Source organism: Longispora albida DSM 44784, assembly GCF_000379825.1.
GTDB lineage: Bacteria > Actinomycetota > Actinomycetes > Mycobacteriales > Micromonosporaceae > Longispora > Longispora albida.
This window is the reverse complement of record NZ_KB903836.1, coordinates 364,029-390,716: the sequence shown is the minus strand read 5'-3', so window position 1 is coordinate 390,716 and position 26,688 is coordinate 364,029. Positions and strand designations below refer to the sequence as shown.

Here is a 26,688-nt window from a genome sequence, read left to right as displayed (position 1 = left end):
GGCGGGACCTTCGTAGTGTGGCTGGTGGTGTCCAGCGGGAGGAAGAGGCGGCAGGATGGCGGCGGGTCCACTCAGCGCCCGGGTAGCGGGAATCTGCACGGACGCGGCAGGCAGGGTAGCGCCCGGCGCGACCCGTGACCAGCTGCTCGACGTGCAGCGCAGGCTCAGCGAGCCGCTGCGCGTCGCGATCGCCGGCAGGCTCAAAGCCGGCAAGTCCACCCTCGTCAACTCCCTCATCGGCCGCCGCGTCGCCCAGACCGACGTCGGCGAGTGCACCCGCGTCGTCACCCAGTTCCGCTACGGCACCTCCGACCGCGTCGACGTCGTCCGCCGCGACGGCAGCCGCGCCAGCCTGCCCCTCGACGACGCCGGAGCCATCCCCCAGCGGCTCGGCGTGCCCCGCCACGAGATCGCCTACGTCGACGTCACCCTCACCAGCGACCGGCTGCGTGACCTGACCGTCGTCGACACCCCAGGCCTGTCCTCCACCAACCAGGCCGTCTCCGCGGGCACCCGCCGCTTCCTCTTCAACGAGGCACCCATCGACGACGACATCGACCCCGACTCCGCGGGCGCGCTGTCAGGCGCCGAGGCCATCATCTACGTGTTCACCCAGAGCGTCCGCGAGGACGACGTGCAGGCCCTCGAGTCGTTCCGCTCCATGTCCTCACGGCTGTCGAGCAACCCGATCAACTCCGTCGGCCTGTTCAACAAGGTCGACAAGCTGGCCGGAGCCGGCACCGATCCGTGGGGTGTGGCCGCGGCCCTCGCCACCGACCAGCGCCGCGTCCTGCGCCGCGTCGTCTCCGACGTCGTCCCCGTCATCGGCCTGCTCGCCGAGACCACCGAAGCCGGCCGCCTCACCGCAGCCGACTGCGAGGCCCTCCGCGAGCTCGCCCGCCTCCCCGAAGCCGAGCGCCTCGTCCTCCTGGCCTCCGTGGACCTGTTCACCCAGCGTGAGTGCCAGGTCAGCGCCGAGCAGCGCGAGCGGCTCCTGCGCCTGCTGGACCTCTACGGCATCGGCTACGCCATCGCCGCCCTGTCCAGCCGCCCCCAGCTGGCGACCGGCGAGCTGCTGCGCATGCTCCTGCAGGCCTCCGGCATCGCCCGCCTCCGCCAGACCCTGGAAGAGACGTTCCGCTGGCGCACCGACGCGATCAAGGCCGGCTGGGCACTGTCGAGCCTCGAGAAGATCGCCAGCCACGCCGAGCAGCCCCGCGACCGCGAGATGCTCCGCGACGCCATCGAGCGGGTCCTGCAGGAACCGGAGTACCACCGGCTGCGGCTCCTGGAAGTCGCCCAGCTCGTCACCACCGGCTCCGTCGACCTGCCAGACCAGATGGAAGGCGAGCTGACCAGGCTCGCGCTGTCCACCGACCCCGCCTGGATCCTCGGCCTGCCCGGCGCGCCACCCGAGCACCTCGCCCAGGCGGCACTGCAGGCCGCCAGCCGGTGGCGCGCCTTCGCCGTCAGCGGCGCCAGCCCCTCCCAGTCCCGGGTTGCGCTCGTGGCGCATCGTGGATTCCACCTGCTGTCCCAGCGGGTGCGCGGCCAGGCCGCATACAGCTAGCCAGCGCCGCCTCCAGCTAGTCAGACCGACCGAAGAACCAGGAGCCACACGAGATGTCCCCCAGCATCCTGCGCGCCGCAGCGGCCGGCCTCACCGCGATCGTCGCCGTGCTCACCGGAGTGGTGGCCGGCCTGACGACCAGCCACGAAGAATGCACGACCGTCATGGCTCCCGAGACCCGGCCCGGTGAGCTGCCGGGCGCCGGGCCGCTCAAGCCCGTCTCCCGCAACTGCGAGCCCAGGAGCGAGTTCGGGATCGTACCGGCCGCCGCCGGCGTCTTCGGCGTCCTGATCACCGGCGGCCTCGTCCTCGGCGCCACCGCGTTCATCCGCACCACCCCCGCGCCCGCCGCCAAGCCAGCCCCGGCCCAGCCCGTGGCCGCAGGCCCGGACCCGGCCGTCGTCGCAGCCCTCGAAAGCGACCGCGACACCCTGATCAAGACCGCCGTGTACGTCCGCGACCGCGCCAGCAGCAAAGCCATCGCCGACCGGCTCGGCTGGGCGCTGTCGGAGGTGGGCGTCGCCACCATCACCCCCGTCGGAGCCCGCTTCGACCCGGCCCAGCACGAGGCCGGCGGCTCCGCGCCGTCACCGACACCCGAGCAGGCCGGCACCATCGCCGCCGTCGAGGTCGCCGGATACACCGACCGGGGTACCGTGCTGCGCGCCCCCGTCGTCACCGTCTACCGGGACGGCCAGTGACAGCCCCCGCCGCCAAGCCCGCCGGCCCGCCACCCGCCCAGGGCGCCAAGCCGGACCTCGGCAAGATGCTCAAGCCCGCCATCGACGGCGGCCTCGCGTTCCTCCGCAAGATCGACGCGGACGCCGCCGCCGACCTCGACGCGGTACGCCGCCGGGAGATCGCCCGCCCGTCCATCGTCGTCGTCGGCGAGACCAAACGCGGCAAGAGCTCCCTCACCAACGCGCTGATCGGCGTGCCCGGCCTGTCGCCCGTCGACGCGGCCGTCGCCACCAGCTCGTACCTGGAGTTCACCCACGACGACCGGCAGTCCGTCCGCGCCCACGTGCCCGGCCACGAGCTGCCGATCACCCTCAACGCCGGCGACCTGCGCGACTGGGGCACCGTCCTCGGCCGGATGCCCGACGGCATGCGCCCGCCCCGCAGGATCGAGGTCGCGCACCCCGCGCCGCTGCTGAAGTACATGACGCTGGTCGACACGCCCGGCGTCGGCGGCCTGGACTCCCTGCACGCCGAGATCGCCCTCGACGCCGTCGAGCGGGCCACCGCGCTGCTGTTCGTCGTCGACGCGTCCTCACCGTTCTCGAAGCCGGAGCTGGACTTCCTCCTCGAAGCCAGCAAGCGGGTCAACTTCGTCGTGTTCGCCCTCACCAAGGTCGACGCGTACCCGGGCTGGCGGACGATCCTCGACGACAACCGCAACCACCTCCAGGCCCACGCGCCGCGGTTCGGCAGCGCCCCGTTCTTCCCGGTGTCGGCGCGCCTGGCCGAGCTGGCCATGACCCTGGCGCCCGACGCTGGCCGCGAGCTGATCAAGGAGTCGAAGGTCGGCCAGCTCCAGCACGCCCTGGTGGACCTGGCCAGCAAGGGCCACATCCTCCAGCAGTCCAACGTGCTGCGCATGCTGCGCAGCGAGCTGGTCCGCTGCGACATCGAGATCGGTGACCGGATGAAGGCCACCGACCCCGACCCGAACGACGCGCAGCGCGCCAAGGACGAACGCGCCAAGGTCGCCTCCCGCAAGCGTTCCGAGTCCAAGCAGTGGTCGCTGGCGCTGAACACCGAGACGTCGCGGGCCAGGGTGGACGCCACCGGCCTGCTGCGCACGTACGTCTCGAAGCTCCAGGAGGAGATGCTCACCAAGATCGAGAAGGGCAACGCCGGCACGGTCAAGGCCCTCCCGCAGGAGGTCGACCGGGCACTGCACGCCCTGAGCGTGCGGCTGTCCAGCGACCTGGAGTTCCGCTTCCGCAAGATCGGCGAGCGGATCCTGGCCAGCGTGTTCAGCCAGCAGGAACTCGGCGTCGTGCTGCGCAGGCTCAACGCGAAGCTCCGGCACGCCATCGCCACCAAGCCCCGCCGCGAGGGCGGCCAGGACAACCTGATGATGATCACGTCGACGGCCGGCATGGCGATGATGGCCGGCCGGGGTGCGATGGCCGGCGTCGGCGCGATGGGCGTCGGCAGCGTGGTCGGCGGCGGCCTGATCATCCCCGGCGTCGGCATCGCCCTGGGTCTGGCGGCCGGTGCGTTCATGCTGTACCGGCGGAAGGTCGCCGGCGACAAGACCCAGGCGAAGGTGTGGCTCCGTGAGGTCCTCGGCGAGGCCCGCGCGGCACTGTCCGACGAGATCATGCACCGCTTCACCGACCTGCAGTACGCCCTGACCCTCGCCCTCGACGACGCCATCGAGCGCCGCCTCAAGCAGCTCGACGACCACATCGCCGACATCGACAAGGCGATGGCCGAGGACAAGGCCAGCCGGAGCAAGAAGCGCACGGCCCTGGTCGCCGAGCGCGAGGCGGTCCGCGCCCGGCTCAAGCAGATCGACGAGGTGCTGATCCGGGTCCGCTCGATCACGCCGGCCGGCCCGGCCGAAGCCAAGGAGTAGGTCATGGACCACGACGAGGACTACGGCACCGGATACCCCGACGGCGGGTACGACGACGGGCAGGCCGCCGGCTACGACGACAGCGGTGACCACGGCGCCGGTACCCACCACGACGAGGGCCCCGGCTACGAGGACACCCACGGCGACGGCCTCGACGGGCTGGACCCGGACGGCGACGCCACGGGCACGTTCCCGCCGCAGCTGGACTTCCCGGCCCCCGAACCCGTCGACGGCTTCCCGTGGGCCGACCCGGCGCTGCTCGGTGACCAGGCCGGCTACACCGAGCCGGTCGAGGACCCGCAGGCCCCGGAGGTGCTGTCCTACAACGGTTCCGAGGGCGGCACCTGGGAAGACGCCGTGGCCTCCGAGGACCCGGCCACCAGCAACCTCGCGCGGTTCTGGCAGCCCGGCCAGTAGAAGTACGTCATGGTCCGGGCCCGCAGCGCGCTGCGGGCCCGGACCATGTGGAGAGAGTGCTTCCCGGGTGATGAGTGATCCGGGCGCCCCCGCCGAGATCGACGAGGCCCTCCTGCGGCGTCTCCTGCACGACCAGGCCCCGCACCTGGCCGGCCTCCCGCTCGCCCCGGTGTCGAACGGGTGGGACAACGTGATCTGGCGCCTCGGCGACGCCCTGGCGCTGCGGATCACCCGGCGGGCGGTCTCCGGCAGCCTCCACGCGAACGAGCAGCGATGGCTTCCGATACTTGCCCCGCACCTGCCCGTGCCGGTACCGGCACCAGTCGTCGCGGCGGGGCCCAGCGAGCACTTCCCGTGGCCCTGGAGCGTGGCTCCCTGGTACGACGGGAACACCGCCGAGCACGCTCCGCTCGACCGGGCCGAAGCCCCTGCCCTGGGCCGCTTCCTCGCCGCGCTTCACGTGCCCGCGCCTGCGGACGCCCCGTCCAACCCGTTCCGCGGAGTGCCGCTCGGGCACCGCCAGTCCTCGGTCACGGAGTGGACCGAACATCCGGCGACGACCGGCGATCGCGCGCTGATCACGGCGGCCCGCGCTGTTTTCGACAGGGGCCTGGCGGCTGAGCCCGGCAGCGAACGCCTCTGGTTGCACGGCGACCTGCACCCCCGCAACGTACTCGTGCGTGATGGCCGGATCGCCGCCGTTCTCGACTGGGGCGACATGGCTGCCGGAGACGCCGCAACGGACCTGGCCGCGCTCTGGTGGCTCTTCGACCCCGACGCGCACAGCGGCTTCTGGCACGCCTACGGACAGGTCTCCGCGGCGACCTGGCATCGCGGGCGAGCCTGGGCGGCGGTCTTCGGCCTGTCGTTCCTGAACTTCGGGCTCTCCAACGATCCCGGGACGGCCGACACCCGGGCGCAGGACCTCGCCAGAGCACAGCTCGGACGCGTCGTCGCGCCGCAACGCCCGCCAGGTATCCAGGGTCAGCCGGCCTCGTGAGGACACCGGGGTGGACGCTTCACCGCAGCCGCCAGACCCGGAGCACGCCGGCGTCGTCGAAGCCGGCGAAGTAGGAGCCGGAAGCCACGCCCTCCTCCAGCCGCGCGGGTATCTTGCCGGCCACCCGCACCGACCGGCTCCCCGGATCGAGCAGCCCGAGCCAGTGGTCCGCCGCGAACCGCTGGACGGGCAGCCCGCGCGGCCCGGCGGCACCCACGACCGGACGCCATCCCGGCAGTTCCTGGAGCTGGCCGGGCGAGGCCGGATCGCCGATGTAGTACTTCCACGCCCGCGACGCCGGGATCAGCACCGTCCCGCCGGTGCTGATGAGCCCGTCGTGCGGGCTCGACCACAGCCGCGCTCCCGTCGCCGGATCGAGCACGAACCTCTCGGTGCCGGCGAGCGACCCGAACCTCCCGGACTCCCCGCACAGGTGCCGGCCGCAGCGCCGGAGGTGCACGCCCTCGGCGAACGGGATGGCCGGCCGGGCCGGCGTGAGGTCAGCGCCGAACGAACGCAGCTCGGACGGCACGGAGAACCTGGTGTCGCCGATCCTCAGGTAACCACCGGTCTGGACCAGCACCGCGCCCGGCACGGCCAGGACGCGTTCGAGATCCCCGCCGTAACTGGCGCTCCCGCGGCTGCCTGGCGCGGTGTAGGACAGCAGCACGGTGCTGGCGAGTTCCTTACCCGAGGCCGGATCGCGGAGCACGAGTTCGGTCTTGTACTTGTCCAGGCCCACAGTCGAGGACAAACCTGCCAGCCGGGCCGGCCAGACCGGCTGGCCGGACGCGTCCAAGAGGTACTCCCCGCCGTACTTCGACTGCCACAGCACCTTGCCCGTCGCGAACTCCACGGCTGCGTACTCCGACCCGGAGAACAGCACGTAGCCGTTGCTCAGCACGTGCTCGGGCTCGCCTCCGGCCCGCCAGCGCTCCTTGCCGTCCGCGCCGAGGGCCACGGTCGCCGAGGGTTTCCCTTCCGGGGCGCCCGTCACGAGCACCAGGCCACCGGCGGCCTTCAGCCGGGGCGGGTTCTGTCCCGGGGGCACCGGTACCCGCCACGTGACCTGCCCGCCGCGCGTCAGGTCCCGGCGCTCGACGGAGTCCTTGCTGGCCACGTACAGGGCATCGCCGTCGAGGAGGATCGCGACGTCGTGCGGGCTGTCCGGCCGGTCGAGCTTGTGCGGGACCGGGTCGGCGTACACGAGTTCGAGCCGGGGTGCCGCCGGGGTACCCGAGGCGGCGCACAGGCCGAGCACAGCGACGGCGGCCACGCCGGCCGTGACGCGCCGCAGCCATCCCGGGCCCCGTGGCCGCCGGGAGACCGCAGGACGCGGCGCGGTTTCCGGCTCCGACACATCGCCGAGGTCAATCATCGACACGACCGGACTCTAGCCGCACAGCCGGAAACCGTGGGGGCCGTCAGCGAAGGGCGGCGGTACCCACAGACTGGGCACCGCCGCCGGGCGGAGAGGAACTGTTGGCTGGCGCGGCGGGCTGCCTTCCCGCGCGCCCCGGCGACGCCTCCACACGTGCCGGGCCGTTCCCTCCGCGTACCCACCGGCGCGGCGGGCCGTACGGGCGGCCGGTACCACGCCGGAGCGCACCTGCCCGGTCACGCCACGCCAGTACGCGCAGCCGGGTGAGGTGCGTACCCGGATGAAGCTGTCACACCAGCAGCGGCTCACAGGATCACGGTCGCCGCCACCGGCAGATGGTCGCTACCCGTCGCGGGAAGTACCCAAACATCGGCCACAGTGGCCGACCGTGCCATCACGTGATCGATCCGCGCGGCGGGGAACGAAGCAGGCCAGCTGAACGCGAACCGGCCGCTGGCCGAGCCGGCCCGCCCGGTCACCGGAGCCAGCCCCCGGTCGCCGAGCGTGGCGTTGAAGTCACCGGCCACGATCAGCGGCCCCGGAGGCTCGGCGGCGAGGGCCGCGCCGAGCAGCCGGGCGCTCTCGTCCCGCAGCGCAGACCGCAGCCCCGCAGGCCCGAGCCGGATCGACGGCAGGTGCGCCACGTACACGGTGACATCGCCGCGTGGGGTGCTGGCGACCGCACGCAGGCCACGGCTCCAGTCGCCGGTGATGGCGGCCGGCCTGATGTCGACGGTGCGCACCTCCGACAGCGGGTACCTCGACCACAGGCCCACTGTCCCCCGTACACCATGAAAGGGGTGGCTCTGCCCGAGCACCGCCTGATAGGCGCACAGCGCTCCTGGCACGACCTCCTCCAGGGCGATCAGATCCGGGCCGGCGGCCAGCAGCGCACGCGCGGTCCCCGCCGGGTCGGGGTTCTCGTCGCTGACGTTGTGCTGCACGACCGTGAGGCCAGCGGCGGGCCCGGGACCGGTGAGCTGCCCGCCGAACAACGCGAGCCACACCATCGACAGCACGGCCAGCGCGGCCCGGGCTGAGGGCGAACGGCGGCCACAGACCAGCAGCACCGGGACCCCCAGGCCCAGCCACGGCAGGAAGATCTCCAGGAGGCTGCCGAGGCGGGGGCCTGCGTTGGGCACCAGGCCGTGCCCGGCCAGCAGGCAGGCGAGGGCCAGCGCTGGCAGGGCTGCTCTCATGCGAGCCGATCCTAGCCGCGGTCCAGGTGGTAGATCGCGTGCCGGTAGGACTCCTCGTCCGGGCCCGTCATCACATACTGTGCCAGCCCGCCGACGCTGCCGCCCTTCAGGCCGATCGGGGCCAGCCACTCCTCTTCCGTGTACCGGGTGAGCTCCGCGCGCACAGCATCCGTCACCACCCGGAACCGGTGCGCCAGCAGCGCGCCCGGCACGTCCCGGGCGGCGAGCACCCCGCCAGCGTTGAGCAGCCGGCCGGCGGCGGGCGTCTCCCAGCGGGCGTCCAGGCTCCAGTGCGCCCGGCCGGCCCGGGCCTCAGTGAGCACAGCCAGGTTGATCTCGTCCCACATCAGCACGTGCGCGAGCACGTCGTGCAGGCTCTCCAGCGGCTCGCCGAGGCCGTCGCGCCGGACGGCCAGCTCCGCTACCGGGATGTCGAGCAGCAGCTGCCGGTCGGCACTGAACCGGGCGACGGCGGCGCTGCGCGGAAGGATCGTCATGACCCCGACCGTACGAACGGCCCAGCCGCAGGCCCCAGTGACTGCCCGTCACCGGCAGCCTTCCGGGAACCTCCGCTGTGGACGATCGCGGGCTTCGATGTACTGTTGCGAACATGAGTGTTCGCATCCGGACAACAGTGTCCCTGCTGGACGTCGCGGCCACGGTGCTGGTGGCCGACCCGGCGGCCTCGCTCGCCCAGGTCGCCGAGGCCGCCGGGATCGGCCGCACCACCCTCCACAAGCACTTCCCGACCCGCGAGGCGCTGCTCGAAGCCGTCGGCCACCGGGTGATCGACCAGTGGGACGCCGCCGTCACGGGCATCAACCCTGGCGACAGCGCCGACGGCGGCCTGCTGGCCATGATGGCGGCGGTCATCCCGATCGGGCAGCAGCTCGCCTTCCTGTGGCGCACGCCGGCCTTCGACCACTCCCCGGACATCGGCCAGCGCTGGATCAGCGCCGAGAGCCGGGGCCTCGGCGTGCTGCTGGCCGCCCGCGCCCGGGGCGTCATCGCGCCGGGCCTGCCGGACTGGTGGATCCAGCGCATCTTCTACTCGGTCATCTACGTCGCCGCCGAGTCGGTGCGCACCGGCCACCTCGCGCCCCGCGACGCGCCCGGCCTGGCCCTGTCGGCGTTCCTCGGCGGAGTGGGAGCCCAGCGATGAGACTCGCACTGGTCAGGACGCTGCTCGCCCAGCGAATGGAGATCGCGTTCGCCGGGTACGCCAGGCGCGACCCGATGGCCCTGCTGCACCTGCCGCCCGGCCAGCGCGACCCGTACCCGGTCTACGCCCGGATCAGGGCACGCGGCCCGCTCACCCCGACCCGGCTCGGCAACTGGATGACCGCCAGCCACCGCGTCGCGGGCCAGGTACTGCGCGACCGCCGCTTCGGCGTCGAAGTACCGTCCGCGCAGGGCGAGCCGGGCCTGGACCTGTCGTTCCTCGCCCTCGACCCGCCCGGCCACACCCGGCTGCGGAGGCTGGCCCAGCCGACGTTCAGCCCGAAAGCCGTCGCCGGGTACACGGAACGGATCACGGACACGGCGGCCAAGCTGCTGGACGGGCGGGAAGGGCAGCGATTCGACCTGGTACACGACTTCGCGGCCCCGCTGCCCATCGCCGTCATCACCGAGCTGCTCGGCGTCCCCGACGCCGACACCGCGGAGTTCGCCCGGCACGGCCAGATCATCGGCAGCGCGCTCGACGGCATCCGCTCCCTCCGGCACGCCGCCAGCCTCCAGGCCAGCAGCGTCCACATCGAAGCCCTGTTCACCAGGCTGATCGAGCTGCGCAGCCGCGAACCGCGCGCCGACATCGTCAGCCACCTCCTCGCGAACGGCGACCGCATCCGCCCGCACGAGCTGCTGCCGATGTGCAACCTGCTGCTCGTCGCCGGCTTCGAGACCACCGTGAACCTGATCTCCAACTGCGTCCTCGCCCTGCTCCGCCACCCGGCACAGTGGGCTGACCTGTGCGCGGACCCAGCCGGGCTGGCCCTGGCGGCCGTCGAGGAGACCCTGCGGTACGACCCGCCGGTGCAGCGCGTGGCCCGCGTCGCCCAGGAGCCGGTCCAGCTCGAAGGCGCGGACATCCGGCCGGGGCAGTTCGTGTTCAGCATGATCGGCGGTACGGGCCGCGACCCCGAGGCCCACGACCGGCCCGGCGTGTTCGACATCCACCGGACCGGCGGCCCGCCGCACCTCGCGTTCTCGGCCGGCATCCACTACTGCGTCGGCGCGCCCCTCGCCCTGAACGAGGCGGCCACCGCGATCCGTGTCCTTGCCGAGCGCCTGCCTGGGCTGCGGCTGGCCGGCCGGGTCCAGCGCCGCCTCACGACCACGATCAGAGGCCCGCTGAGCCTGCCGGTCCGGGCCGGGTGACAGAGGGACGTCGGCAAGTTGCCGCTCAGCTGCCGGTGTACTTCCTGTTCCCCGCGATCCGGCCTGCATAGCGTCGCCTCATGAACAAGACTCGACGCATGATCAGGGCCTCCGTCCTCGCCGTGGCCGTCAGCGCCGCGACCCTCGTCGCCGCCGCGCCCGCTGAGGCGGCTGGGCCGTGCCCCAGCGGGTACTTCTGCATCTCGGAAGCCGACACCTTCTCGGATGGCTACCACTGGGCCAAGTTCCGGTACGGAGCCGACAACCTCAGCCAGTTCCTGGGTGGATCGCTCAACGACAACGTCCGCAGCTTCATCAACCGGACCAACAAGCACTGGTGCCTCTACGAGCACGCCTACTACGAGGGTGACGTCGTTGGTGTGCTGCCGAACGACAGCGGGGACTACTTCCGGCCCACGTGGGTGAGTTCCCTCAAAGCCTGCTGACGGCTGGACGTCCTCCGGAGCCCTGCTCAGCGCCGGAGGACGTCCAGCAGGTCCGTCCCGACCGCGGCGATCACTTCACTGTCCAGCGTGTACCGGACGAAGTGCCCCGCGCGCTCCGCCCGCACCAGCCCCGCCGACCGCAGCGCCGACAGGTGCTTGGTGACGGCGGGCTCGGCCAGCCCCCACAGCCGGGCGATCTCGCGTGCCGACCGGGGCTCGACGGCGATCGCCCGGCAGATCTCCAGCCGGGCCGGGTGTCCGAGTACCTCCAGCCGCCGCACCGTCTCCCGGCTGCCAGCCGCCCGGGCCGGAGCCGGCACTGGATAGTGCACGACCACCGGCCGCCCCGGCTCGTCGGAGACCGTGAGGTGCGGGGCGCCGTACCGGGTCGGCGTCAGCACCAGCCCCCGCCCCGCCGTGACGAGCCGCTTGTTCTGCACCTTGTCGGCGGTCAGCCGCGCGCCCGGTACGTCGAGGGTGAGGGCCGGGGACAGCCCGGCCAGGGCCTGGCGCGGGCTGAGGGCGGCGCGGCGGGCGGCTTCGGCGGCCAGTACCGGCCCGGTCGCCTCCCACGCGGGCCCGAACGCCTCCCACGCCTCGGCCAGCAGGCCGGTGAACGTCTCCCGGGCTTCCTCCGGCTCATGGGTCAGCGCACGCACCACGTCCAGCACCGCCGGCCCGCGCGCCCGGGCCAGGCTCAGCAGCCCAGCCCGGTCAGCCGCCGCCGGCCGGCCCCGTACCCGCAGCAGCGGCCGGAGCAGCCCAGCCGTGAAGTCCCCGGCTGGCATCCGCCGCAGCGCGTTGAGCTGATCGGCGAACGACGGCCCCGGCAGCAGGCCCGGGTCGGCGAACACGCTGGCCCGTACCGCGCTCACCGCGAAAGCCCAGCCGGACAGCCGCGCCCGGATCCCGGCGGGGAACACGGCCAGCTGGTGCCCGGCCGGGCAGGCGAGCCCGTGCCACGCCCAGCCCAGCTCGGCCAGCGGCGACACCAGCCACTGTGGCGCGGGGCCGCCGAGTTCGATCACGATCGCCACCGCAAGCTCCCTTCCGTGCCGCCAAGCCGGCACAGGTACCGTACCGGCCATGATCGAAGTACGGATCGCCGTGGCCGCCGACGTGCCGGAACTCGTCAGGCTGCGCGGCGTGATGCTGGGCGGGGCGGAAGCCGGAGCGTGGCAGGACGCAGCCGCGGCCACCATGCGCGACCGGATGGCCGGCGGGAGCATGGCGGCCTTCGTCGCCGATCGCGAGGGCGGCGGCCTGGCGGCGTGCGCGGCCGGGCTCGTCGAGCAGCGGTTCGCCGACCCCGGCAACCCGTCCGGGGAGGCCGGGTACATCCTCAACGTCGCGACAGATCCTGACCAGCGCAGGCGTGGCCTGTCCAGGGCGTGCATGACGGCGCTGATCGCCTGGTACGCGGACCGGGGCGTCACCAGGATCGGCCTCGCGGCGACACCTGAAGGCGAGCCGCTCTACCGGCAGCTGGGCTTCCGCCCCTCCACCGGCCACGCAGCCCTGGGGCTGAGCCTGCGCAGCTGACCACTGTGGACAATGATCATGTGGCGCCCGCTTGCCCTCCCCGCGCATAATCGCCAAGTTGATCTTCAAGAACAACCCAGGGGAGGAAAACCATGACGGCTCAGGACCACAAGCCCGGCCGCAGGTCGGTGGTACTCGGCGCGCTCGGCATCGGCGCGCTGGCTGGCACCACCGCCGGGGCGGCACCGGCCGCGGCCGCGGAGACCGGCCACGACCTGTACACCGTGGACGTGCGGGCCTTCGGCGCCGACGACACGGGCACGAAGCCCAGTGACCAGGCGTTCCGTGACGCGGCCGCCGCGCTGCTCAGCGCGAAGCAGGCCGACCAGATCTCCGGGTACCTGCTGAAGAAGATCCTGGTCATCCCGCCGGGTAACTACCTGCTCACCCAGCCGGACTCGCTGCTGCCCGGCACATCGGGTACGACGGACAACAAGGTGTTCGACGGGATCACCATCACCGGGTACGGCAAGCGCATCACCCGGATCACGTACTCCCCGGCGGCCAACGACACCACGCTGTGGACGAACGACCGGCGCTACAAGAACATCCGGATCTCCGGCATCACGTTCACCAGCACCAACCCGACGTCGAGCTTCAACTACGCCTACTCGGCCAAGGACGGCCTGGGCGTGCAGGACACCTGGTACACCGACGTGGAGTGGCGCGGGGCGTGGAAGCGGGGCATCGGCCTCGACGGCGGCCCGATCGTGCCCGGCCACCCGAGCGGCATCCCGGACCGCTCCGACCTCAACAGCGAGATGGGCTTCGACCACTGCGACATCGGCGGCTCGTACTCCGAGGCGTTCCTCACGATGGGCATGGGCGGGACGGAGTCCACCCAGCAGGACCAGTTCCTCAACTACTGGTTCCGCGAGTGCAAGGTCGAGTTCGACCACGGCGTGTTCGTCCGCAACCGGCGCGGCGGCTCGATGAACTTCATCGGCGGCTCCTACATCCTGATCGACAAGACCAAGCCCGGCACGTTCTTCGAGCTGACCGGCGACTTCGGCGGCCGGGCCGACTCGGTGATGCGGCTGTACGCGCAGGGCATCCGCTTCGAGCTGCGCAGCAACTTGCACAAGGTGATCGACTCGTCGTGGTACAAGGGCAGCGTCAGCTTCGTGTCCTGCGACGACACCGCGCAGGGCCACACCGGCTGGGCGGCCGGCACGAAGAGCCACGTGTACCGGTTCAACACCAGCGGCTCCCGTGGCCCGCTGGTCCGCTACACCGACTGCGCCCTGATGGGGTACCACGAGGTGGCCACCGCCAGCACCGCCACCACCGCCGGCAAGCTGATCTACGACGGCTGCCGGTTCCGCAACAACGCCGCCGCGACCGGTGCCACGGGCATGCTGCGCTGGACGGGCACGGCGACGCCACGCCACGAGGTACGCGACTGCATCAACACCTCCGCCACCTACGTCGCCGACGTGAAGTACCCGGCGGTCTGACCGTGTAGCCTTCCGTCCGGCCCGGCGCCGCTGCCGGGCCGGACGGGGAGGATGGTGCGCTGTGGCACGGTACAAGAGAGTGGTCCTGAAGCTCAGTGGTGAGGCACTCGCCGGAAGCGGCGGATGGGGCGCCGACCCGGCAGCTCTCGCGCACCTGGCCGACGAGGTGCTGTCAGTGGCCGAGCTGGGCGTGCAGGTGGCCGTGGTCGTCGGCGGTGGCAACTACTTCCGGGGCCGGATGGCCGAGGGCTGGGGCATCGGCCACGCCGAGGCCGACAACATCGGCATGCTCGGCACCGTCATGAACGCGCTCATGCTGCGCGGCGCGCTGACCGCCCGCACGGACACGAGCGTCCGCGTGATGACCGCGATGCCGATGCAGAGCGTCGCCGAGCCGTTCATCCGGCTGCGCGCCATGCGGCACCTCGACCGGGGCCTGATCGTGATCCTGGCCGGCGGCATCGGCCAGCCGTACGTGACGACCGACTACCCGGCCGTCCAGCGCGCCCTCGAACTCGACGCCGACGCGCTGCTGGTCGCCAAGCGCGGCGTCGACGGCGTGTACGACAAGGATCCGAACACGTTCACCGACGCGGTCCGCTTCGACACCCTCACCCACGCCGAGGCCCTCGCCGCACAGGTCAAGATCATGGACACCAGCGCTCTCGTACTGGCCGGCGAGCGCGACCTCACCATGCACGTCTTCGACGTCGCGGCGCGGGGCGTCATGCGCCGGATCTGCGAAGGCGAGGACCTCGGCACCCGCATCTCCTGACCACGGTTCCCGCACAACCGGGTGATCGGATCACGGGATGGACACTCCTGACCCGATCGAGTACATGGACGCGGCCGCCGCAGCCCCGGCCGGCCTGGCGTACAAGCGGCGGCTGCTCGGCGCGCTCGCCGTCCGTCCAGGGCAGACGGTCGCCGACCTCGGCTGCGGCCCGGGTACCGACCTGGGCCGCATCGCCGGGGCGGCCGGTTCCGGCGGCACCGTCATCGGTGTCGACCACGACGAGAAGATGCTCGCCGAGGCCCGCCGCCGGTACGCGCACCTGCCGAACGTCACCATCACCCCGGGCGACCTCCACGACCTGCCCCTGCCCGCCGCCAGCGCCGACCGGGCCCGGGCCGACCGCGTCCTCCAGCACGTGGCCAGCCCGGCCCGCGTGATCGCCGAAGCCCGCCGCGTACTCCGCCCGGGTGGCCTGCTCGGCATGGCCGAACCGGACTGGGACACCCTCGCCGTGGCCGACGAGGACACTGACGTCAGCCGCCGGTTCGCCCGGTACGTGGCCGGCGGCGTCCGCAACGCCACCATCGGCCGTGACCTAGTACGGCTGTCCGCCCAGGCCGGCCTGGGGATCCACAGCGCCGAGGCCGTGCCGATCCTGTTCCGTGACTTCCCGTCCGCCGACCAGTTCCTCGGCCTCACCCGCAACACCGCCCGCGCCGTACGCGACGGGGCCCTGAACTCCCAGGAGGCAGCGGCCTGGCTGGACCGCCTCACTGCGGGGCCGGTCATCGCCGGCTTCACCGTGTACCTGGTCGTAGCCAGGCACATCAGCATGTGATCGTCTAGCCGATCCGGCGGCGGGACTGGACGACGAGAACAACGGCGTCCTCCGGAACCTGGCCGCCCGCCGCGATCCGGACCTCGGTGACCGTGCCGGGCCCGTCCGCGCACAGATCCTGGCAGACAATGTCGTTCTCCAGGACGGCCATGAGCTGGCCGCTTCGGACGTCCTGGCCGGGCTCGACCAGGACCTCGGCCACGCACCACGGCAACCCCATCACGGCCTGGGCGCTGAACTCCACCGGACCCAGCTCACGCCACACCGGCGGTACGAGCGGCCCGCCGATGCGCTGCTCGACCTGGTCGAGGGCTTCCCCCGCGTGCCGGGCGAAGTGGGAGTCGCCGGCCAGGTGCTCGCGCAGCAACGGCCCGGCCGCGCGGGCGTCACCCAGCCGCGCCAGCGTGTCAACCGCCTCGGATCGCACCTCGGGGTCCGCCAGGCACGCCACGACGGCGTTCGTGTGGCTGGCCGTCCCGTGCACGGCCAGCCCGCGCAGCGCTCGACGGCGAGACTCCGGGCTGCTGCTGCGCAGCTGACGCTCCAGGAACGGCAGAGCCCGCGGATCCTCGATGTGCTCCAGCGTTCCCAGCACCACCGATTCCAGCGCGGGGTCCGCCGCAGCCTCGGAGAAGAAGATGTCGGGGAAAGCGCGGGCAAGGTGCAGCTGGGCTTCTCCGGGGCGCCGGTACTCGTCCCGGTCGCGGGCCATGATCTCCGCCATGTCCCAGCCCGGATTTACCCGGCCCACCCGGATGGCCAGAAGCCGGCGGAGGCTCGCCGGACCTGCTGCGAGCAGGCCGCCGAGGGCGCGGTCGTCCCCGTACATGTAATCCGTGAGGAGGGTGTCGATCTCCTCGGGCGTCAGGTCCATGTGGAGCCGGCCCTGAGCCGGAGCCCGTGCCCGGCAGGCCGGTGATTGATGATCGAGAAGGTAGCAAGCAGGAATCGGCCGCCTAGCCGGGCCGGGTGAAGTGGCACAGGTCGACGCTGTCGCGGTCGCCGACGTAGTAGAACAGATTGTCGTCGCTGGTGGCCGCGTAGCTGGTGCCGAGTTCGGACTCGTCGAAGTAGACGGCCTGCGTGGGCGTGAGGAAGGCCGGCTCCGCCAGCCGCCATGTGCCCTCGCGGGAGACCGGGCTGCCACCGCGCTCCCGGCCGCTCTCACCACACAGGACGACGTCGCGCATCGTGTAGGTGCCGTCCGTGCGCAGGTTCAGGGTTCCGCCGAACGGGCCGTCCCAGTCACCGGACAGGTCCTCGGCGGCCAGGCCCGGTGAGGGGCCGATCCAGTTCCAGCAGCAGCAGGTCCCGAGGCAGCCGGTCAGCGCCAGCGCGAGGAGCGGCCAGGCCAGCCACCGCGCCTTGAACGCGTTCAACATATGGCTGATGCTAGTGACGCTCCCGGCCGGCGGCTGTCCCTGGCGACGTGATCCGCGAGACAGGTCCGATGTGGTGCGGGGTGTCCTGAGTGGCCGGACCGGAGCTGAGTAGTGTATGACATTCCACTCTCACTCGTGCTCCGAGGAGCCCCTTTGTTCAGGAAAGTTGTCACGCTCGCCCTCGCGGCAGGCCTGGCCCTCACCGTCCCAGCACCCGCCAGCGCCGCCGCTGTCTGCGGAACCGATCCGGCCGTCGCCGGCACCGCCGAGCAGTCCCGGCTCGGCAGCACCAGCACCGAGCTGATCCGGCGCGGCGGGCTGAGCGCGTGGCCCGACCGGTTCCCGGCCGCGCTGTGCACGGCCCGTACGCAGGCTGAGGCCGAGAGCCTCGCCGTCAGCTGGGGCACGGCGCTGTGGCAGTCGGCCGTCAGCCGCGCCCAGGGCAGCCGCACCGGCGACCTCGCCCCCGGCGACGACCGCCCGCTGTACTGGACCCGGCTCAGGCTCTCGCTCCAGATCCGGCAGTGGACCCCGGTGTTCACCGCGGACAAGACCAGCGTCACGCGGGCATGGGAAGACGCCAGCCGGGGCCTGCTGGGTAACACCTTCTCCTCCGGTACCGGCGTGAAGAAGATCTTCGTCAGCGGCTTCGACCCGTTCGGCCTCGACGGCGACCAGCGCACGGCCAACCCGTCGGGCGCGGCCGCCCTGGCACTCAACGGCAGGCGGATCACCCTGGCCAGCGGCGCACCGGCCGAGATCCGGTCCGTCGTGCTGCCCGTCAGGTACGCCGACTTCGACGCCGGGATCGTCGAGCGGGCCTTCGGCCCCCGGCTGGCCACCGCCGACGCGATCACCACGATCAGCCAGGGGTACCCGGGACTGTTCACGATCGAGGGCTGGGCAGGCCGGGCCAGGTCCGCCGACCCGTACCCCGACAACGACCGCGCGCTGTCCGGCGGCACCCAAAGCCACCCGGTCGACGCGCCCGGCCTCGGCGCCGGCCCGGAGTTCATCGCCACCACGCTGCCGGCCCCGTCGATGATCGCCGCCGGTACCGGGTCGTTCCCCGCCGAGCTGAACCCGGAGGTCATCGAGATCCCGGCCGGCCAGACCGCCCCCGTGTACCGGCCGGACGGCCCCACCCCCGGCTCGCGGGCCGTGGCCGGCGGAGGCGGCGGGTACCTGTCCAACGAGGTCGCCTACCGCACCAACCGGCTCCGGCTCGAACGCGGCCTGCCCGCCATGCCGGGCGGGCACCTGCACACCCCGGTCCTCTACGGGCTGCCGGCGGGCGGGGCGCTGACCAGCCCCCAGTTCGAGGCGAACGAGGCCGCGATCACCGGCCAGATCACGCGCCTGCTGACCGGCCTGTGACAGCCGTGTGGCCCGGGGCTGGACCAGCCCCGGGCCACACGTGACACCGTTCTACTTGCCGATCACCCAGGCCAGCAGGCCGATGAAGAACAGCACCAGGATGCCGGACACCGCGACCAGCACAACCGGCCCCGGCTCCTTGTACCAGCGCTTCTCCTCGGCCACCGGCACCGGCTGCGGGGCCATCACCGGCGGCCGGACCGGCTGCGGCTGAGGCCTCGGCGGCTGGACGGGCTGCGGGCGCGGAGCCATGACCGGCGGGCGCGGCGGGGCCACCGGCGGCCGCTGCTGCACAGGCGGCGGAGGCGACACGGGCCGCTGGACCTGCTGCTGCGGCTGCATCTGCGGCCGGGGCGGCTGCGGAGCCATCACCGGAGGGCGCGGCGGCGCGACCGGCGGCCGCTGCTGCTGCTGAGGCTGCGGCGGCCCCATCGGCCGCTGGACCTGCTGCTGGGGCTGCATCGGGCGGCCCTGCGGCGGCATCAGGCGCGGCGGCACCGCCGGGGCGACCCGCTGCGCCTGCGGCATGACCTGACGCGGGGCACCCGACTGCGGGCGGAACCCGGACGTCGGCGCGCCACCCACGCACAGCGCGCCCTCGACCACGACGGTCTCCGGCTGCTCCAGGGTGGTCGGGGCGACGCCCAGCTCGCTGTGGATCAGGTGCGCGGCCAGCGGGATGCGGCTCGACCCGCCGACCAGGAAGATGCCGACCAGGTCACGCGGCGTCAGCCGAGCGCTGGTCACTGTGCGGCTGAGGCACTCGACCGTCCGCTCCAGGTACGGCCGGATCAGCGCCTCCAGCTCCTCGCGGGTCAGGTGCGCGTCGACGTCGAGAGCCGGGAGGTGGATGTCGGCGGCCGAGGTCCGCGACAGCATCTCCTTCGCGCCCCGCACGTCCTCGTAGAGCATGCGGCGCTGGCGGCGGTCGCCCGGGTCCTGCGGGGTGATCAGCCGCTTCCACTTCTCCGCGTGGCTCGCTTCGTACGTCGACCCGAGGTGCTCGATCACCGCGTGGTCGAAGTCGACGCCGCCGATGTCGGGCAGGCCCTCCTCGGCGAGCACCTCGAAACCGGTCTGCGTCCGGCGGACCACTGTCGCGTCGAACGTGCCGCCACCGAGGTCGTAGATCGCCAGGGAGCGGCCGACCGGAACGCCAGAGCCGAGCACGGCGGTGAAGTACGAGGCCGCGCCGACCGGCTCGGGGATGAGCTGCGGCTGGGGCAGGCCCGCGATCCGCGAGGCCTCCACGAGCAGCCGGCGGCGCTGCTCACCCCAGCGGGCAGGGTGGGTCATCAGCACCCGCTCCGGTGCGGCACCCAGCTGGCGGCGGGTCTCGGTGACCACCTGCTCGAGCACGTACGCCATCACACGCGGCACCGGGATCTCCTGGTCACCCAGGAAGATCGAGCCGTCGTCGATCCGGCGCTTCGGGTTCGGCTCGAAGCGGCTCGGGTCGAGCCTGGCGGAGCGCTCGGCGTCCTTGCCGACCGTGATCCGGCCGTCCGGCTGCAGGTACACAGCGGACGGCAGCAGCGGCGAACCATCGAAGAGCAGTGGCCGGACCCGGCCGTCGGGGGTGCGGAGCATGGCGACGGTGTTGGAGGTACCGAAGTCGATAGCAAGCGCACGCATGGAGAGCACCTTACTGGAGACCCGCCAGACGCCATGCCCGCCTTCCGGCTGCGTTCGCGAAGGTACCACTGAGCTGCATGAGCAAGCCCACGCATGGAGAGCACCTTACTGGAGACCCGCCAGACGCCATGCCCGCCTTCCGGCCATGATCGGAGAGGCCGCGCTGAGCTGCGGATGCAGTGAAACGCGCGTGCGGCCCCGGCGGCGGGTGCCTACGATCCGGGGCATGACGATCTTGGGTGCGCGCGTGGAACGGCTCGCCGACGGCCACGCCGGGGCGGTACTCGCGTTCGAGCTGGCCAACCGGGCCTACTTCGCCCGCACCATCCCCGACCGGGGCGACGAGTACTTCGCGGACTTCGCCGGGCGGCACGCCGCGCTCCTGCGGTACCAGGACGAGGGCACCGACCACTTTCACGTGATCGTGGACGATGCCGGGGCGGTCCTCGGCCGGGTCAACATCGTCGAGATCGAGCGGGGGCGGGGTGAGCTCGGGTTCCGGATCGCCGAGCCGGCCGCAGGGAAGGGCCTGGCGAGCTGGGCCGTCGCCGAGGTGATGCGGCTGGCGGCTGAGGAGTACGGGCTGACCGGGCTCACGGCGGGTACCTCTGTGGACAACCACGGCTCGCAGGCCGTCCTCCGCAAGGCGGGCTTCACGGAGACGGGGCCGGCCGCGGACGGCATCGGGTACGAGAAAAGTCTGCTGGTCTTCAAGGAGTGCCAGGCCAGTGACCTGCCGGTGCTGGAGGAGTGGCTGCCGCGCAAGAACCACGGCGAGCGTTTCGCCCGGCAGGACAACGGCACGTCGACGTTCCTGGTCGCCTGGCTCGGCGGGCGGCCGGCCGGCACCGGTGAGGTGATGTGGGGCGGGCCGAAGGAGGACGAGGTCCGGGCCGCCTTCCCGGGCTGCCCCGAGATCAACGGGCTCCAGGTGTGGCCCGGGCGGCTCCAGTCCCGTGGCATCGGCCGGGCCATGATCACCGAGATGGAGCGCCTGGCCCGCGAGCGCGGCGTCCAGCGGATCGGCCTCGGGGTGGACGACACCAACGGGCGCGCCCGGGCGCTGTACGAGGCCCTCGGCTACGCCGGCACCGGCTTCGGCTACCTCGACCACTACGAGTACACCGACAGGGCCGGGACGCGGCACGCGGTGGCCGACCCGTGCGCTTATCTCGTCAAGCCGCTGTAGAACCCCTCCCTCGGGCAGGAGACAGGTCCGGAACCGGCTGAGAGGCCCGGGCGCGGCGCCTGGCCGCACGGCTGAGCCGAGGCTGGACGGCGGCGAGGGCCAGGCAGCAGGCTGCGGCCCCCGCCCACAGCCAGGCCTGGCCAGCGTGCGCGAGGAGCTGAGTCCCGGCGAGCGGGGCCACGAGCCCGGCGATGCCCCAGCTCGTGCCGTAGACGGACAGGTAGCCGGCAGCGGCCCCCGGCGGGGCGATGGTGGTGACCAGGGCGTAGGCGTGCCCGAGCAGGAGCAGGTCACCGATGCTCCAGATCACCGTTGCGGCGAGGAACGCTGACAGGTTCGACGCCACCGCGTTCAGCGCGAGGCCCAGGCCGAGCAGGGCGTAGCCCGCGACCATTGCAGTCACCGGTGCCAGCCGTGAGGACAGCAGGGGCTGGCCTGCGGCGATGGTGACGGCTGAGACAGTGAGCAGCAGCCCGTAGGCCCCCGCGCCGAGACCGTGGCGGGCCATTGTCAGCGGCAGCGTTGACATCACCTGCAGGTACACCGCCGCGAAGGCGGTACCTGAGGCCAGCATCGCCAGCAGGAGCGGGTCGCGCCACGAGCCGCGCTCCCGCGGTACCTCAGCGACGGGCAGGACCGTCGCGGCATCCGGGGGCAGGATCACGGCGATCAGCAGCGCACACAGCAGGCATGTGACGGCGTCGGCGACGAACAGCCACCGCACGTCGAGCCCGCCGAGGGCCGCCGCCAGCGCGCCGGCGCCGATACCTGCAGCGGCCAGCGCTGCACCGAACAGGCCGAAGGCGGCCGGCCGCGCGGCGGGGCTGGTGACGTCGCTGATGAGGGACTGGCTCGCCGGTTCGTAGATCTCGAATGCCAGCCCGACAGCGATCACCGCCACACCCAGTGCCAGGCGTGACGTCGATGCGGCGAGGGCTAACTGCGCGGCTGCCGTCGACACGAGCCCCGCGACGATGGTTGCGCGCTTACCGATCCTGGTGGCCAGCTGGCCACCGAGCAGCCGGGAGACGATGCCCGCGAGCCCGAATGCCGCCATCAGCCAGCCGGCGTCCGTGACGGTGAAGCCGCGGGCGGTCACAGCGATCGCCAGGAAGGCCATCGTGAACGCGCCGAGCCTGTTGACAGCACGCGCCCCCGTCAGCAACCAGACGACCTGCGGCAGCCGGCGCCACGCCGCGATGGTTTCCACGACCGGCGACATCACGGCACGCATCGAACCCCACCCCCGTCGTGCGCCTCGGGCGAGACAGCGCCTGACACGATATGTGGTGGCCGACCCGTGCGCTTATCTCGTCAAGCCGCTGTACTGACCGGTAGTGTCTCGGCGTGCAGCATCCTTTCCTGGGCTCCGACGGCCCGATCGCCTTCGCCCACCGGGGCGGCGCCGCTGGCGGGGCTGAGAACACCCTCGCGGCGTTCGAGCGGGCCATCGCCCTCGGCTACGACTACCTCGAGACTGACGTCCACGCGAGCGCCGACGGCGTCGCCGTGGTCTTCCACGACCGGGACACCACCCGGCTGACCGGGGTGCGCGGCTCCATCAGTACCAGGAAATGGTCTGAGATCTCCCGGCTCACCGTCGACGGCGAGCCGATCCCCAGCCTGGAGGAACTCCTGGCGAAGTGGCCGCACGCCCGGCTGAACATCGACGTGAAGTCGGAGGCGGCCATCGCCCCGACGGTCGCGGCGATCGACCGGGCCGGGGCGGCCGGGCGGTGCCTGCTGGCGACGTTCGACTCGGCGCGGCTGCTGCGGATCCGCAGGGCCGCCCCGCACATCGCGACCTCCCTCACCCTGCGCGAGGTCGCCGGGCTGCGGTATGCCGGGAAAAAGCCCGCTGGGGGGATCGCGGCTCAGGTTCCGGTGCGCTACGGTCCGCTGGCGATCGTCACCCGGCGGTTCGTGGAGGCCGCGCACCGGCACGGCGTCCGCGTGCACGTGTGGACAATCGACGACGCCACGCAGATCGGCGAGCTGCTCGATCTTGGCGTTGATGGCATCATGACCGATCGCGTGGAAGTGCTGCGCGACGTCTACCAGGAGCGGGGCCTGTGGAAAAGCTAGCGGAGAGCAGCCCGGAGACCCCGGACGTCAGCACCCGCAGGGAACGCGTCGGCTGGTACTTCTACGGCTTCGCCGACCACGCTTTCTACACCACCGTCACCGCGGTGATCATCGCGCCGTACCTGACCTCGATCGCGAAGACGGCGGCCGGCTGCACCACCGACAAGTGCCCGGACAGCTACCTGTACCCGCTGGGCATCAAGATCGCTGTCGGCTCCTACTACCCGTACCTGGTCACCGTCGCCGTGATCATCGCCGTGCTGACCCTGCCGGTGGTGGGCGCCATCGCCGACAGGTCCCGGCACAAGCGGCGGCTGCTCACCGGGCTGGCCTCGCTCGGCATCGCGGCGACGTGCGGGTTCTGGTTCGTCACCGGCGGGCGGTACCTGCTCGGCGGCGCGCTGTTCATCCTCGCCACGGTGGGCCTGTCGGCGGCGGCCGTCGTGTACAACTCGTTCCTGCCCCAGCTCGCCGGGCCGGAGAAACGCGACTCGGTGTCGAGCATCGGCTGGTCGATGGGGTACATCGGCGGCGGACTGCACCTGGCACTGGGCATGGTCGCGCTGTTCACCTTCGGCAACGGTGCCGCGCGCTATGTGCTCGTCTCGGCCGGCGTGTGGTGGGCCGGGTTCATGCTGTTCTCGGTGTCGCGGCTCAAGGACCGTGAGCCCGTCGAGGTGAGCGTGCTGCCGGGCAACCGGCTGACCGCCGGGTTCCGCCAGCTCGGGCACACGCTGCGCGACATGCGCAAGTACCCGCTGACCCTGTTCTTCCTCGCCGCGTACCTCGTCTACAACGACGGCATCCAGACCGTCATCTCGCAGGCCAGCCTGTACGCGACCGAGGAGCTGGCCCTGGAGCAGAACGTGCTCGCGGCCACGATCCTCCTCATCCAGTTCGTGGCGTTCGGCGGCGCGCTGGGCCTGGGCCGGCTGGCCAGGAGCATCGGCGCGTGGAAGACGGTACTGCTGTCCCTGATCCTGTGGATCGGCGTGGTGCTCAGCGCGTTCTGGCTGCCCGCGCGGAATCCGGCGGCGTTCATGCTGCTCGGTGTCGCGCTGGGCCTGGTGCTCGGCGGCAGCCAGGCACTGAGCCGTTCCCTGTTCAGCCAGCTGATCCCGCGCGGCAAGGAAGGCGAGTACTTCGGCTTCTACGCGCTCGCCGACAAGGGCATGAGCTGGCTGGGCCCGCTGGTGTTCGGCCTGACGTACCAGGCGACGCACTCCTACCGGTCCGGCATCGTCATGCTGCTGGTGTTCTTCGTGGCTGGCTTCTTCCTGCTGCTCGCCGTGCCGATGCGCAGGGCGATCGTGGCGGCCGGTAACACGCCGCCAAGCACGCTATGAGCGATTTGAGTTTTTTTCGCAAATAGTGGTATTTCCATCATGTGTCCGCGCTGTTATGACTACGGTTTGTAACTGGCGGACTACGGCAATTCCGCCGTTGTCCGCCGGAGCGCATCTGCGTGGACGGAGGAATGATGTTCGGTACCCGAAGACTCAAGCTGCTCGGCATGTCCCTGATCGCGGCGTTCGCGGTCGGCGTCCTCCCTGCTGGCAGCGCCGCAGCCGAACCACCGGCCCCGGAAGGGGCAGCGGCGTGCGCGGACCTGACCAGTGAGATCACCAAGGCCCTGACCGACATCACGGGGGCACTGCAGGGCATCCCGCCCGACATCGGCAAGGTGACCGGGATCGTCGGCAAGATCACCGGGATCGCGACCAACCTGGTCGCCCTCGGCTGCCTGCCGAACCCGGCAACCGCAGTCCCCGTGCCGGTTCCCGTGGCGGCCAACGAAGGACTGCCGCTGCCGGGTGTCCCCGCCGTCCCGCCGTGCGCGGCGCCGGCGGCCGGCCTGCTGTCGCAGCTCTTCGGCCTGCTCCAGAACCTGCTCAAGACCCTGGGCGGCGCCCTGCCGGACGTGGTGGGGCTCCTCGGCCAGGTGACGGGCGTCCAGACGACGGTCACGGACCTGACCAAGGCGGCACCGGGCGCGGCGTCGTGCCTGCCGGTGCCGGTACCAGTGCCGGTCAATCAGTGACGCGAGCAGCAGGAAGGGGGCCGGTGCGCACCGGCCCCCTTCCGCTATGACTGGATTGTGTGACTTCAGGCGAGGCGCAGCTGGCCCGCGCTGGGTGCCACCGGTCCCAGGTCGCCGGTGCGGTAGTGCCTGCGGCACATCACCTGGTACCTGACGGCGTCGGCTCCCGTGTCGCCGATCACGACCTGCTCGCCCTCCCGGATCACCAGGTCGCCCATGATGCGGGCGTTGAAGTTGCCCTCCCGGCCACACCAGCACAGCACCTCGACCTGGAGCCTGGCCACGCAGTCGGCCAGCTCGAACAGCCGCCGGGCCGCCGGGAACAGCTCCGAGCGGAAGTCGGTGGCCAGGCCGAAGGCGTACACGTCGACGTCGGAGCAGTCCACCAGGTCGGCGAGCTGCTCGATCTGGGCGAGGGTGTAGAACTGTGCCTCGTCGCAGATCAGGTAGTCGACGCGCTCGCCGGCCGCCCAGTTGGCCCGGACCAGCTCGCGCAGGTCCATGTCGTCGGTGAGTTCCAGTGCCTCGCGGCCCAGGCCGATCCGGCTGGTGATCTGGGCGGTTCCCGAACGGTCCAGTTTGGTCAGCAGCAGCCCCCGCCGGCCCTGCCGGGCGTGGTTGTGGTTCATCTGGAGGGCCAGAGTGGACTTACCGCAGTCCATCGGCCCGTAGAAGAACTTGAGGCTGGCGCCGTGCCGGAGCCGCCCGTCACCAGCGGCCGGTACCGCGAGAGCGTCTGGAGTCACGGGCCGTTACCTTACACGGCCGGTAACAACGGGGTCAGCGGCTGTAGAACTCCACGACGAGCTGCACGTCGCACACCACGGGCACCTGCACGCGCTCCGGTACCCGCAGCAGCGTGGCCCGCAGGGCGGACAGGCTGACGTCGAGGTAGGCGGCCGGGCGCTCGGAGGCGTACCCGCCGGCGGCGGCCGTCTGGAACGGCACCGACTGCTTGCTCTTGGCGGCGACCTCGATCGTGTCGTACGGCTTGACGCGGAAGGACGGCTTGTCGACGCGCCGGCCGTTCACCAGGATGTGCCGGTGGGTGACCATCTGGCGGGCCTGGTAGATGGTGCGGGCGAAGCCGGAGCGCAGCACGAGCGCGTCGAGGCGGCACTCCAGCAGGGCGACCAGGTTGTCACCGCTCTTGCCGGGCTTGCGGACGGCTTCCTCGAAGGTCCGGCGCAGCTGCTTCTCGCTGACGTTGTACTGGTGGCGCAGCCGCTGCTTCTCCAGCAGCCGGGTCCCGTAGTCGCTGACCTTCTTGCGGGCCCGGCCGTGCACACCCGGCGGGAAAGGCCTGCGCTCGAAGTACTTCACGCACTTGGGGGTGAGCGGGATGCCGAGCGCGCGGGAGAGCCGCACCTTGGGCCGGGCCTGGTTCACACTGCCTCCTTAATAGGTTAGCCTTCACTAACTAA

Annotated in this window: 27 protein-coding genes; 17 read left to right on the top strand and 10 right to left on the bottom strand. The window is 71.9% G+C overall.

Features of this window, described 5'->3' with window-relative positions; all coding sequences use genetic code 11:
- The first annotated feature begins 55 nt into the window (after nucleotides 1-55).
- The 5 genes from A3G1_RS0127810 (at nucleotide 56) to A3G1_RS37190 (ending at nucleotide 5,577) form a co-directional block, all read left to right on the top strand.
- Entirely contained in the window at nucleotides 56-1,570 is a 1,515-nt protein-coding gene (locus A3G1_RS0127810) for a dynamin family protein (RefSeq protein WP_018352781.1), read from the top strand.
- 53 nt (nucleotides 1,571-1,623) lie between these two features.
- Nucleotides 1,624-2,271, top strand: a complete 648-nt coding sequence (locus A3G1_RS39130) for a nucleotide exchange factor GrpE (RefSeq protein ID WP_018352780.1) — start codon at nucleotides 1,624-1,626, stop codon at nucleotides 2,269-2,271.
- Entirely contained in the window at nucleotides 2,268-4,160 is a 1,893-nt protein-coding gene (locus A3G1_RS0127800; RefSeq protein ID WP_018352779.1) for a dynamin family protein, read from the top strand. Before A3G1_RS39130 ends, A3G1_RS0127800 begins: the two co-directional genes overlap by 4 nt.
- 3 nt (nucleotides 4,161-4,163) lie before the next feature.
- The gene (locus A3G1_RS0127795) at nucleotides 4,164-4,577 is read left to right on the top strand and encodes a hypothetical protein (RefSeq protein WP_018352778.1); all 414 of its coding nucleotides are present in this window, start codon (nucleotides 4,164-4,166) and stop codon (nucleotides 4,575-4,577) included.
- Between the two features lie 70 nt (nucleotides 4,578-4,647).
- Complete coding sequence (locus A3G1_RS37190; RefSeq protein ID WP_018352777.1) at nucleotides 4,648-5,577, top strand: aminoglycoside phosphotransferase family protein; 930 nt, start codon at nucleotides 4,648-4,650, stop codon at nucleotides 5,575-5,577.
- 19 nt (nucleotides 5,578-5,596) lie between these two features.
- Here A3G1_RS37190 and A3G1_RS0127785 read toward each other — a convergent pair whose 3' ends face one another.
- The 3 genes from A3G1_RS0127785 to A3G1_RS0127775 form a co-directional block, all read right to left on the bottom strand.
- Nucleotides 5,597-6,955, bottom strand: a complete 1,359-nt coding sequence (locus A3G1_RS0127785; RefSeq protein WP_245563607.1) for an outer membrane protein assembly factor BamB family protein — start codon at nucleotides 6,953-6,955, stop codon at nucleotides 5,597-5,599.
- A 308-nt stretch (nucleotides 6,956-7,263) separates the two neighbouring features.
- On the bottom strand, nucleotides 7,264-8,157 hold the full coding sequence (locus A3G1_RS0127780) for an endonuclease/exonuclease/phosphatase family protein (RefSeq protein ID WP_018352775.1): 894 nt from the start codon (nucleotides 8,155-8,157) through the stop codon (nucleotides 7,264-7,266).
- Nucleotides 8,158-8,168: 11 nt separating this feature from the next.
- The gene (locus A3G1_RS0127775) at nucleotides 8,169-8,654 is read right to left on the bottom strand and encodes a hypothetical protein (RefSeq protein WP_018352774.1); all 486 of its coding nucleotides are present in this window, start codon (nucleotides 8,652-8,654) and stop codon (nucleotides 8,169-8,171) included.
- A gap of 113 nt (nucleotides 8,655-8,767) precedes the next feature.
- On the opposite strand from A3G1_RS0127775, the gene A3G1_RS0127770 reads away from it, so the two are divergent.
- From A3G1_RS0127770 to A3G1_RS37185, 3 genes are all read left to right on the top strand, one after another.
- Nucleotides 8,768-9,319: a TetR/AcrR family transcriptional regulator gene (locus tag A3G1_RS0127770; protein ID WP_026212588.1), complete on the top strand. Its 552-nt coding sequence runs from the start codon at nucleotides 8,768-8,770 to the stop codon at nucleotides 9,317-9,319.
- Complete coding sequence (locus A3G1_RS0127765; protein WP_040479874.1) at nucleotides 9,316-10,536, top strand: cytochrome P450; 1,221 nt, start codon at nucleotides 9,316-9,318, stop codon at nucleotides 10,534-10,536. Before A3G1_RS0127770 ends, A3G1_RS0127765 begins: the two co-directional genes overlap by 4 nt.
- Before the next feature lie 80 nt (nucleotides 10,537-10,616).
- Nucleotides 10,617-10,982, top strand: a complete 366-nt coding sequence (locus A3G1_RS37185; RefSeq protein ID WP_083937146.1) for a peptidase inhibitor family I36 protein — start codon at nucleotides 10,617-10,619, stop codon at nucleotides 10,980-10,982.
- A gap of 26 nt (nucleotides 10,983-11,008) precedes the next feature.
- Here the strand turns inward: A3G1_RS37185 and A3G1_RS37180 are convergent, their stop codons facing one another.
- Nucleotides 11,009-12,019 carry an ArsR/SmtB family transcription factor gene (locus tag A3G1_RS37180; protein WP_018352770.1) on the bottom strand — a complete coding sequence of 337 codons (1,011 nt, stop codon included), beginning with the start codon at nucleotides 12,017-12,019 and terminating at the stop codon, nucleotides 11,009-11,011.
- Nucleotides 12,020-12,068: 49 nt separating this feature from the next.
- Between A3G1_RS37180 and A3G1_RS0127750 the strand changes: the two genes are divergently transcribed.
- The 4 genes from A3G1_RS0127750 (at nucleotide 12,069) to A3G1_RS0127735 (ending at nucleotide 15,555) form a co-directional block, all read left to right on the top strand.
- Nucleotides 12,069-12,524: a GNAT family N-acetyltransferase gene (locus A3G1_RS0127750; protein ID WP_018352769.1), complete on the top strand. Its 456-nt coding sequence runs from the start codon at nucleotides 12,069-12,071 to the stop codon at nucleotides 12,522-12,524.
- A 92-nt stretch (nucleotides 12,525-12,616) separates the two neighbouring features.
- Nucleotides 12,617-13,981: a hypothetical protein gene (locus A3G1_RS0127745; RefSeq protein ID WP_018352768.1), complete on the top strand. Its 1,365-nt coding sequence runs from the start codon at nucleotides 12,617-12,619 to the stop codon at nucleotides 13,979-13,981.
- Between the two features lie 61 nt (nucleotides 13,982-14,042).
- Nucleotides 14,043-14,756, top strand: a complete 714-nt coding sequence (gene pyrH, locus A3G1_RS0127740) for a UMP kinase (protein ID WP_026212586.1) — start codon at nucleotides 14,043-14,045, stop codon at nucleotides 14,754-14,756.
- Between the two features lie 37 nt (nucleotides 14,757-14,793).
- A complete protein-coding gene (locus tag A3G1_RS0127735) occupies nucleotides 14,794-15,555 on the top strand; it encodes a methyltransferase domain-containing protein (protein WP_018352766.1) in 762 nt (253 codons plus the stop codon).
- A 4-nt stretch (nucleotides 15,556-15,559) separates the two neighbouring features.
- On the opposite strand, the gene A3G1_RS0127730 is transcribed toward A3G1_RS0127735, so the two are convergent.
- A complete protein-coding gene (locus tag A3G1_RS0127730) occupies nucleotides 15,560-16,429 on the bottom strand; it encodes a HEAT repeat domain-containing protein (protein ID WP_018352765.1) in 870 nt (289 codons plus the stop codon).
- Between the two features lie 82 nt (nucleotides 16,430-16,511).
- Nucleotides 16,512-16,937 carry a hypothetical protein gene (locus A3G1_RS0127725; protein WP_018352764.1) on the bottom strand — a complete coding sequence of 142 codons (426 nt, stop codon included), beginning with the start codon at nucleotides 16,935-16,937 and terminating at the stop codon, nucleotides 16,512-16,514.
- A gap of 153 nt (nucleotides 16,938-17,090) precedes the next feature.
- Between A3G1_RS0127725 and A3G1_RS0127720 the strand changes: the two genes are divergently transcribed.
- Nucleotides 17,091-18,314: a pyroglutamyl-peptidase I gene (locus A3G1_RS0127720; RefSeq protein ID WP_018352763.1), complete on the top strand. Its 1,224-nt coding sequence runs from the start codon at nucleotides 17,091-17,093 to the stop codon at nucleotides 18,312-18,314.
- A 51-nt stretch (nucleotides 18,315-18,365) separates the two neighbouring features.
- Here the strand turns inward: A3G1_RS0127720 and A3G1_RS37175 are convergent, their stop codons facing one another.
- Entirely contained in the window at nucleotides 18,366-19,949 is a 1,584-nt protein-coding gene (locus tag A3G1_RS37175) for an Hsp70 family protein (RefSeq protein ID WP_051110682.1), read from the bottom strand.
- A 226-nt stretch (nucleotides 19,950-20,175) separates the two neighbouring features.
- Between A3G1_RS37175 and A3G1_RS41960 the strand changes: the two genes are divergently transcribed.
- Complete coding sequence (locus A3G1_RS41960; protein WP_245563603.1) at nucleotides 20,176-21,138, top strand: GNAT family N-acetyltransferase; 963 nt, start codon at nucleotides 20,176-20,178, stop codon at nucleotides 21,136-21,138.
- Here A3G1_RS41960 and A3G1_RS0127700 read toward each other — a convergent pair.
- Entirely contained in the window at nucleotides 21,125-22,372 is a 1,248-nt protein-coding gene (locus tag A3G1_RS0127700) for an MFS transporter (protein WP_018352761.1), read from the bottom strand. The two genes, A3G1_RS41960 and A3G1_RS0127700, sit on opposite strands and share 14 nt — an antisense overlap.
- A gap of 113 nt (nucleotides 22,373-22,485) precedes the next feature.
- On the opposite strand from A3G1_RS0127700, the gene A3G1_RS0127695 reads away from it, so the two are divergent.
- The 3 genes from A3G1_RS0127695 to A3G1_RS0127685 all read left to right on the top strand — a co-directional run bounded on the left by A3G1_RS0127695 (nucleotide 22,486) and on the right by A3G1_RS0127685 (nucleotide 25,264).
- Nucleotides 22,486-23,223 carry a glycerophosphodiester phosphodiesterase family protein gene (locus tag A3G1_RS0127695; protein ID WP_018352760.1) on the top strand — a complete coding sequence of 246 codons (738 nt, stop codon included), beginning with the start codon at nucleotides 22,486-22,488 and terminating at the stop codon, nucleotides 23,221-23,223.
- On the top strand, nucleotides 23,211-24,569 hold the full coding sequence (locus A3G1_RS0127690; RefSeq protein WP_018352759.1) for an MFS transporter: 1,359 nt from the start codon (nucleotides 23,211-23,213) through the stop codon (nucleotides 24,567-24,569). The genes A3G1_RS0127695 and A3G1_RS0127690 overlap by 13 nt, the downstream gene beginning before the upstream one ends.
- Nucleotides 24,570-24,703: 134 nt before the next feature.
- Nucleotides 24,704-25,264: a hypothetical protein gene (locus A3G1_RS0127685; RefSeq protein WP_018352758.1), complete on the top strand. Its 561-nt coding sequence runs from the start codon at nucleotides 24,704-24,706 to the stop codon at nucleotides 25,262-25,264.
- A gap of 65 nt (nucleotides 25,265-25,329) precedes the next feature.
- Here the strand turns inward: A3G1_RS0127685 and A3G1_RS0127680 are convergent, their stop codons facing one another.
- Together A3G1_RS0127680 and rpsD are read right to left on the bottom strand one after the other, a co-directional pair.
- Nucleotides 25,330-26,010, bottom strand: a complete 681-nt coding sequence (locus tag A3G1_RS0127680) for a thymidine kinase (RefSeq protein ID WP_018352757.1) — start codon at nucleotides 26,008-26,010, stop codon at nucleotides 25,330-25,332.
- A 34-nt stretch (nucleotides 26,011-26,044) separates the two neighbouring features.
- Nucleotides 26,045-26,653, bottom strand: coding sequence for a 30S ribosomal protein S4 (gene rpsD / locus A3G1_RS0127675; protein ID WP_018352756.1), 609 nt, complete (start codon nucleotides 26,651-26,653; stop codon nucleotides 26,045-26,047).
- Nucleotides 26,654-26,688 lie beyond the last annotated feature (35 nt).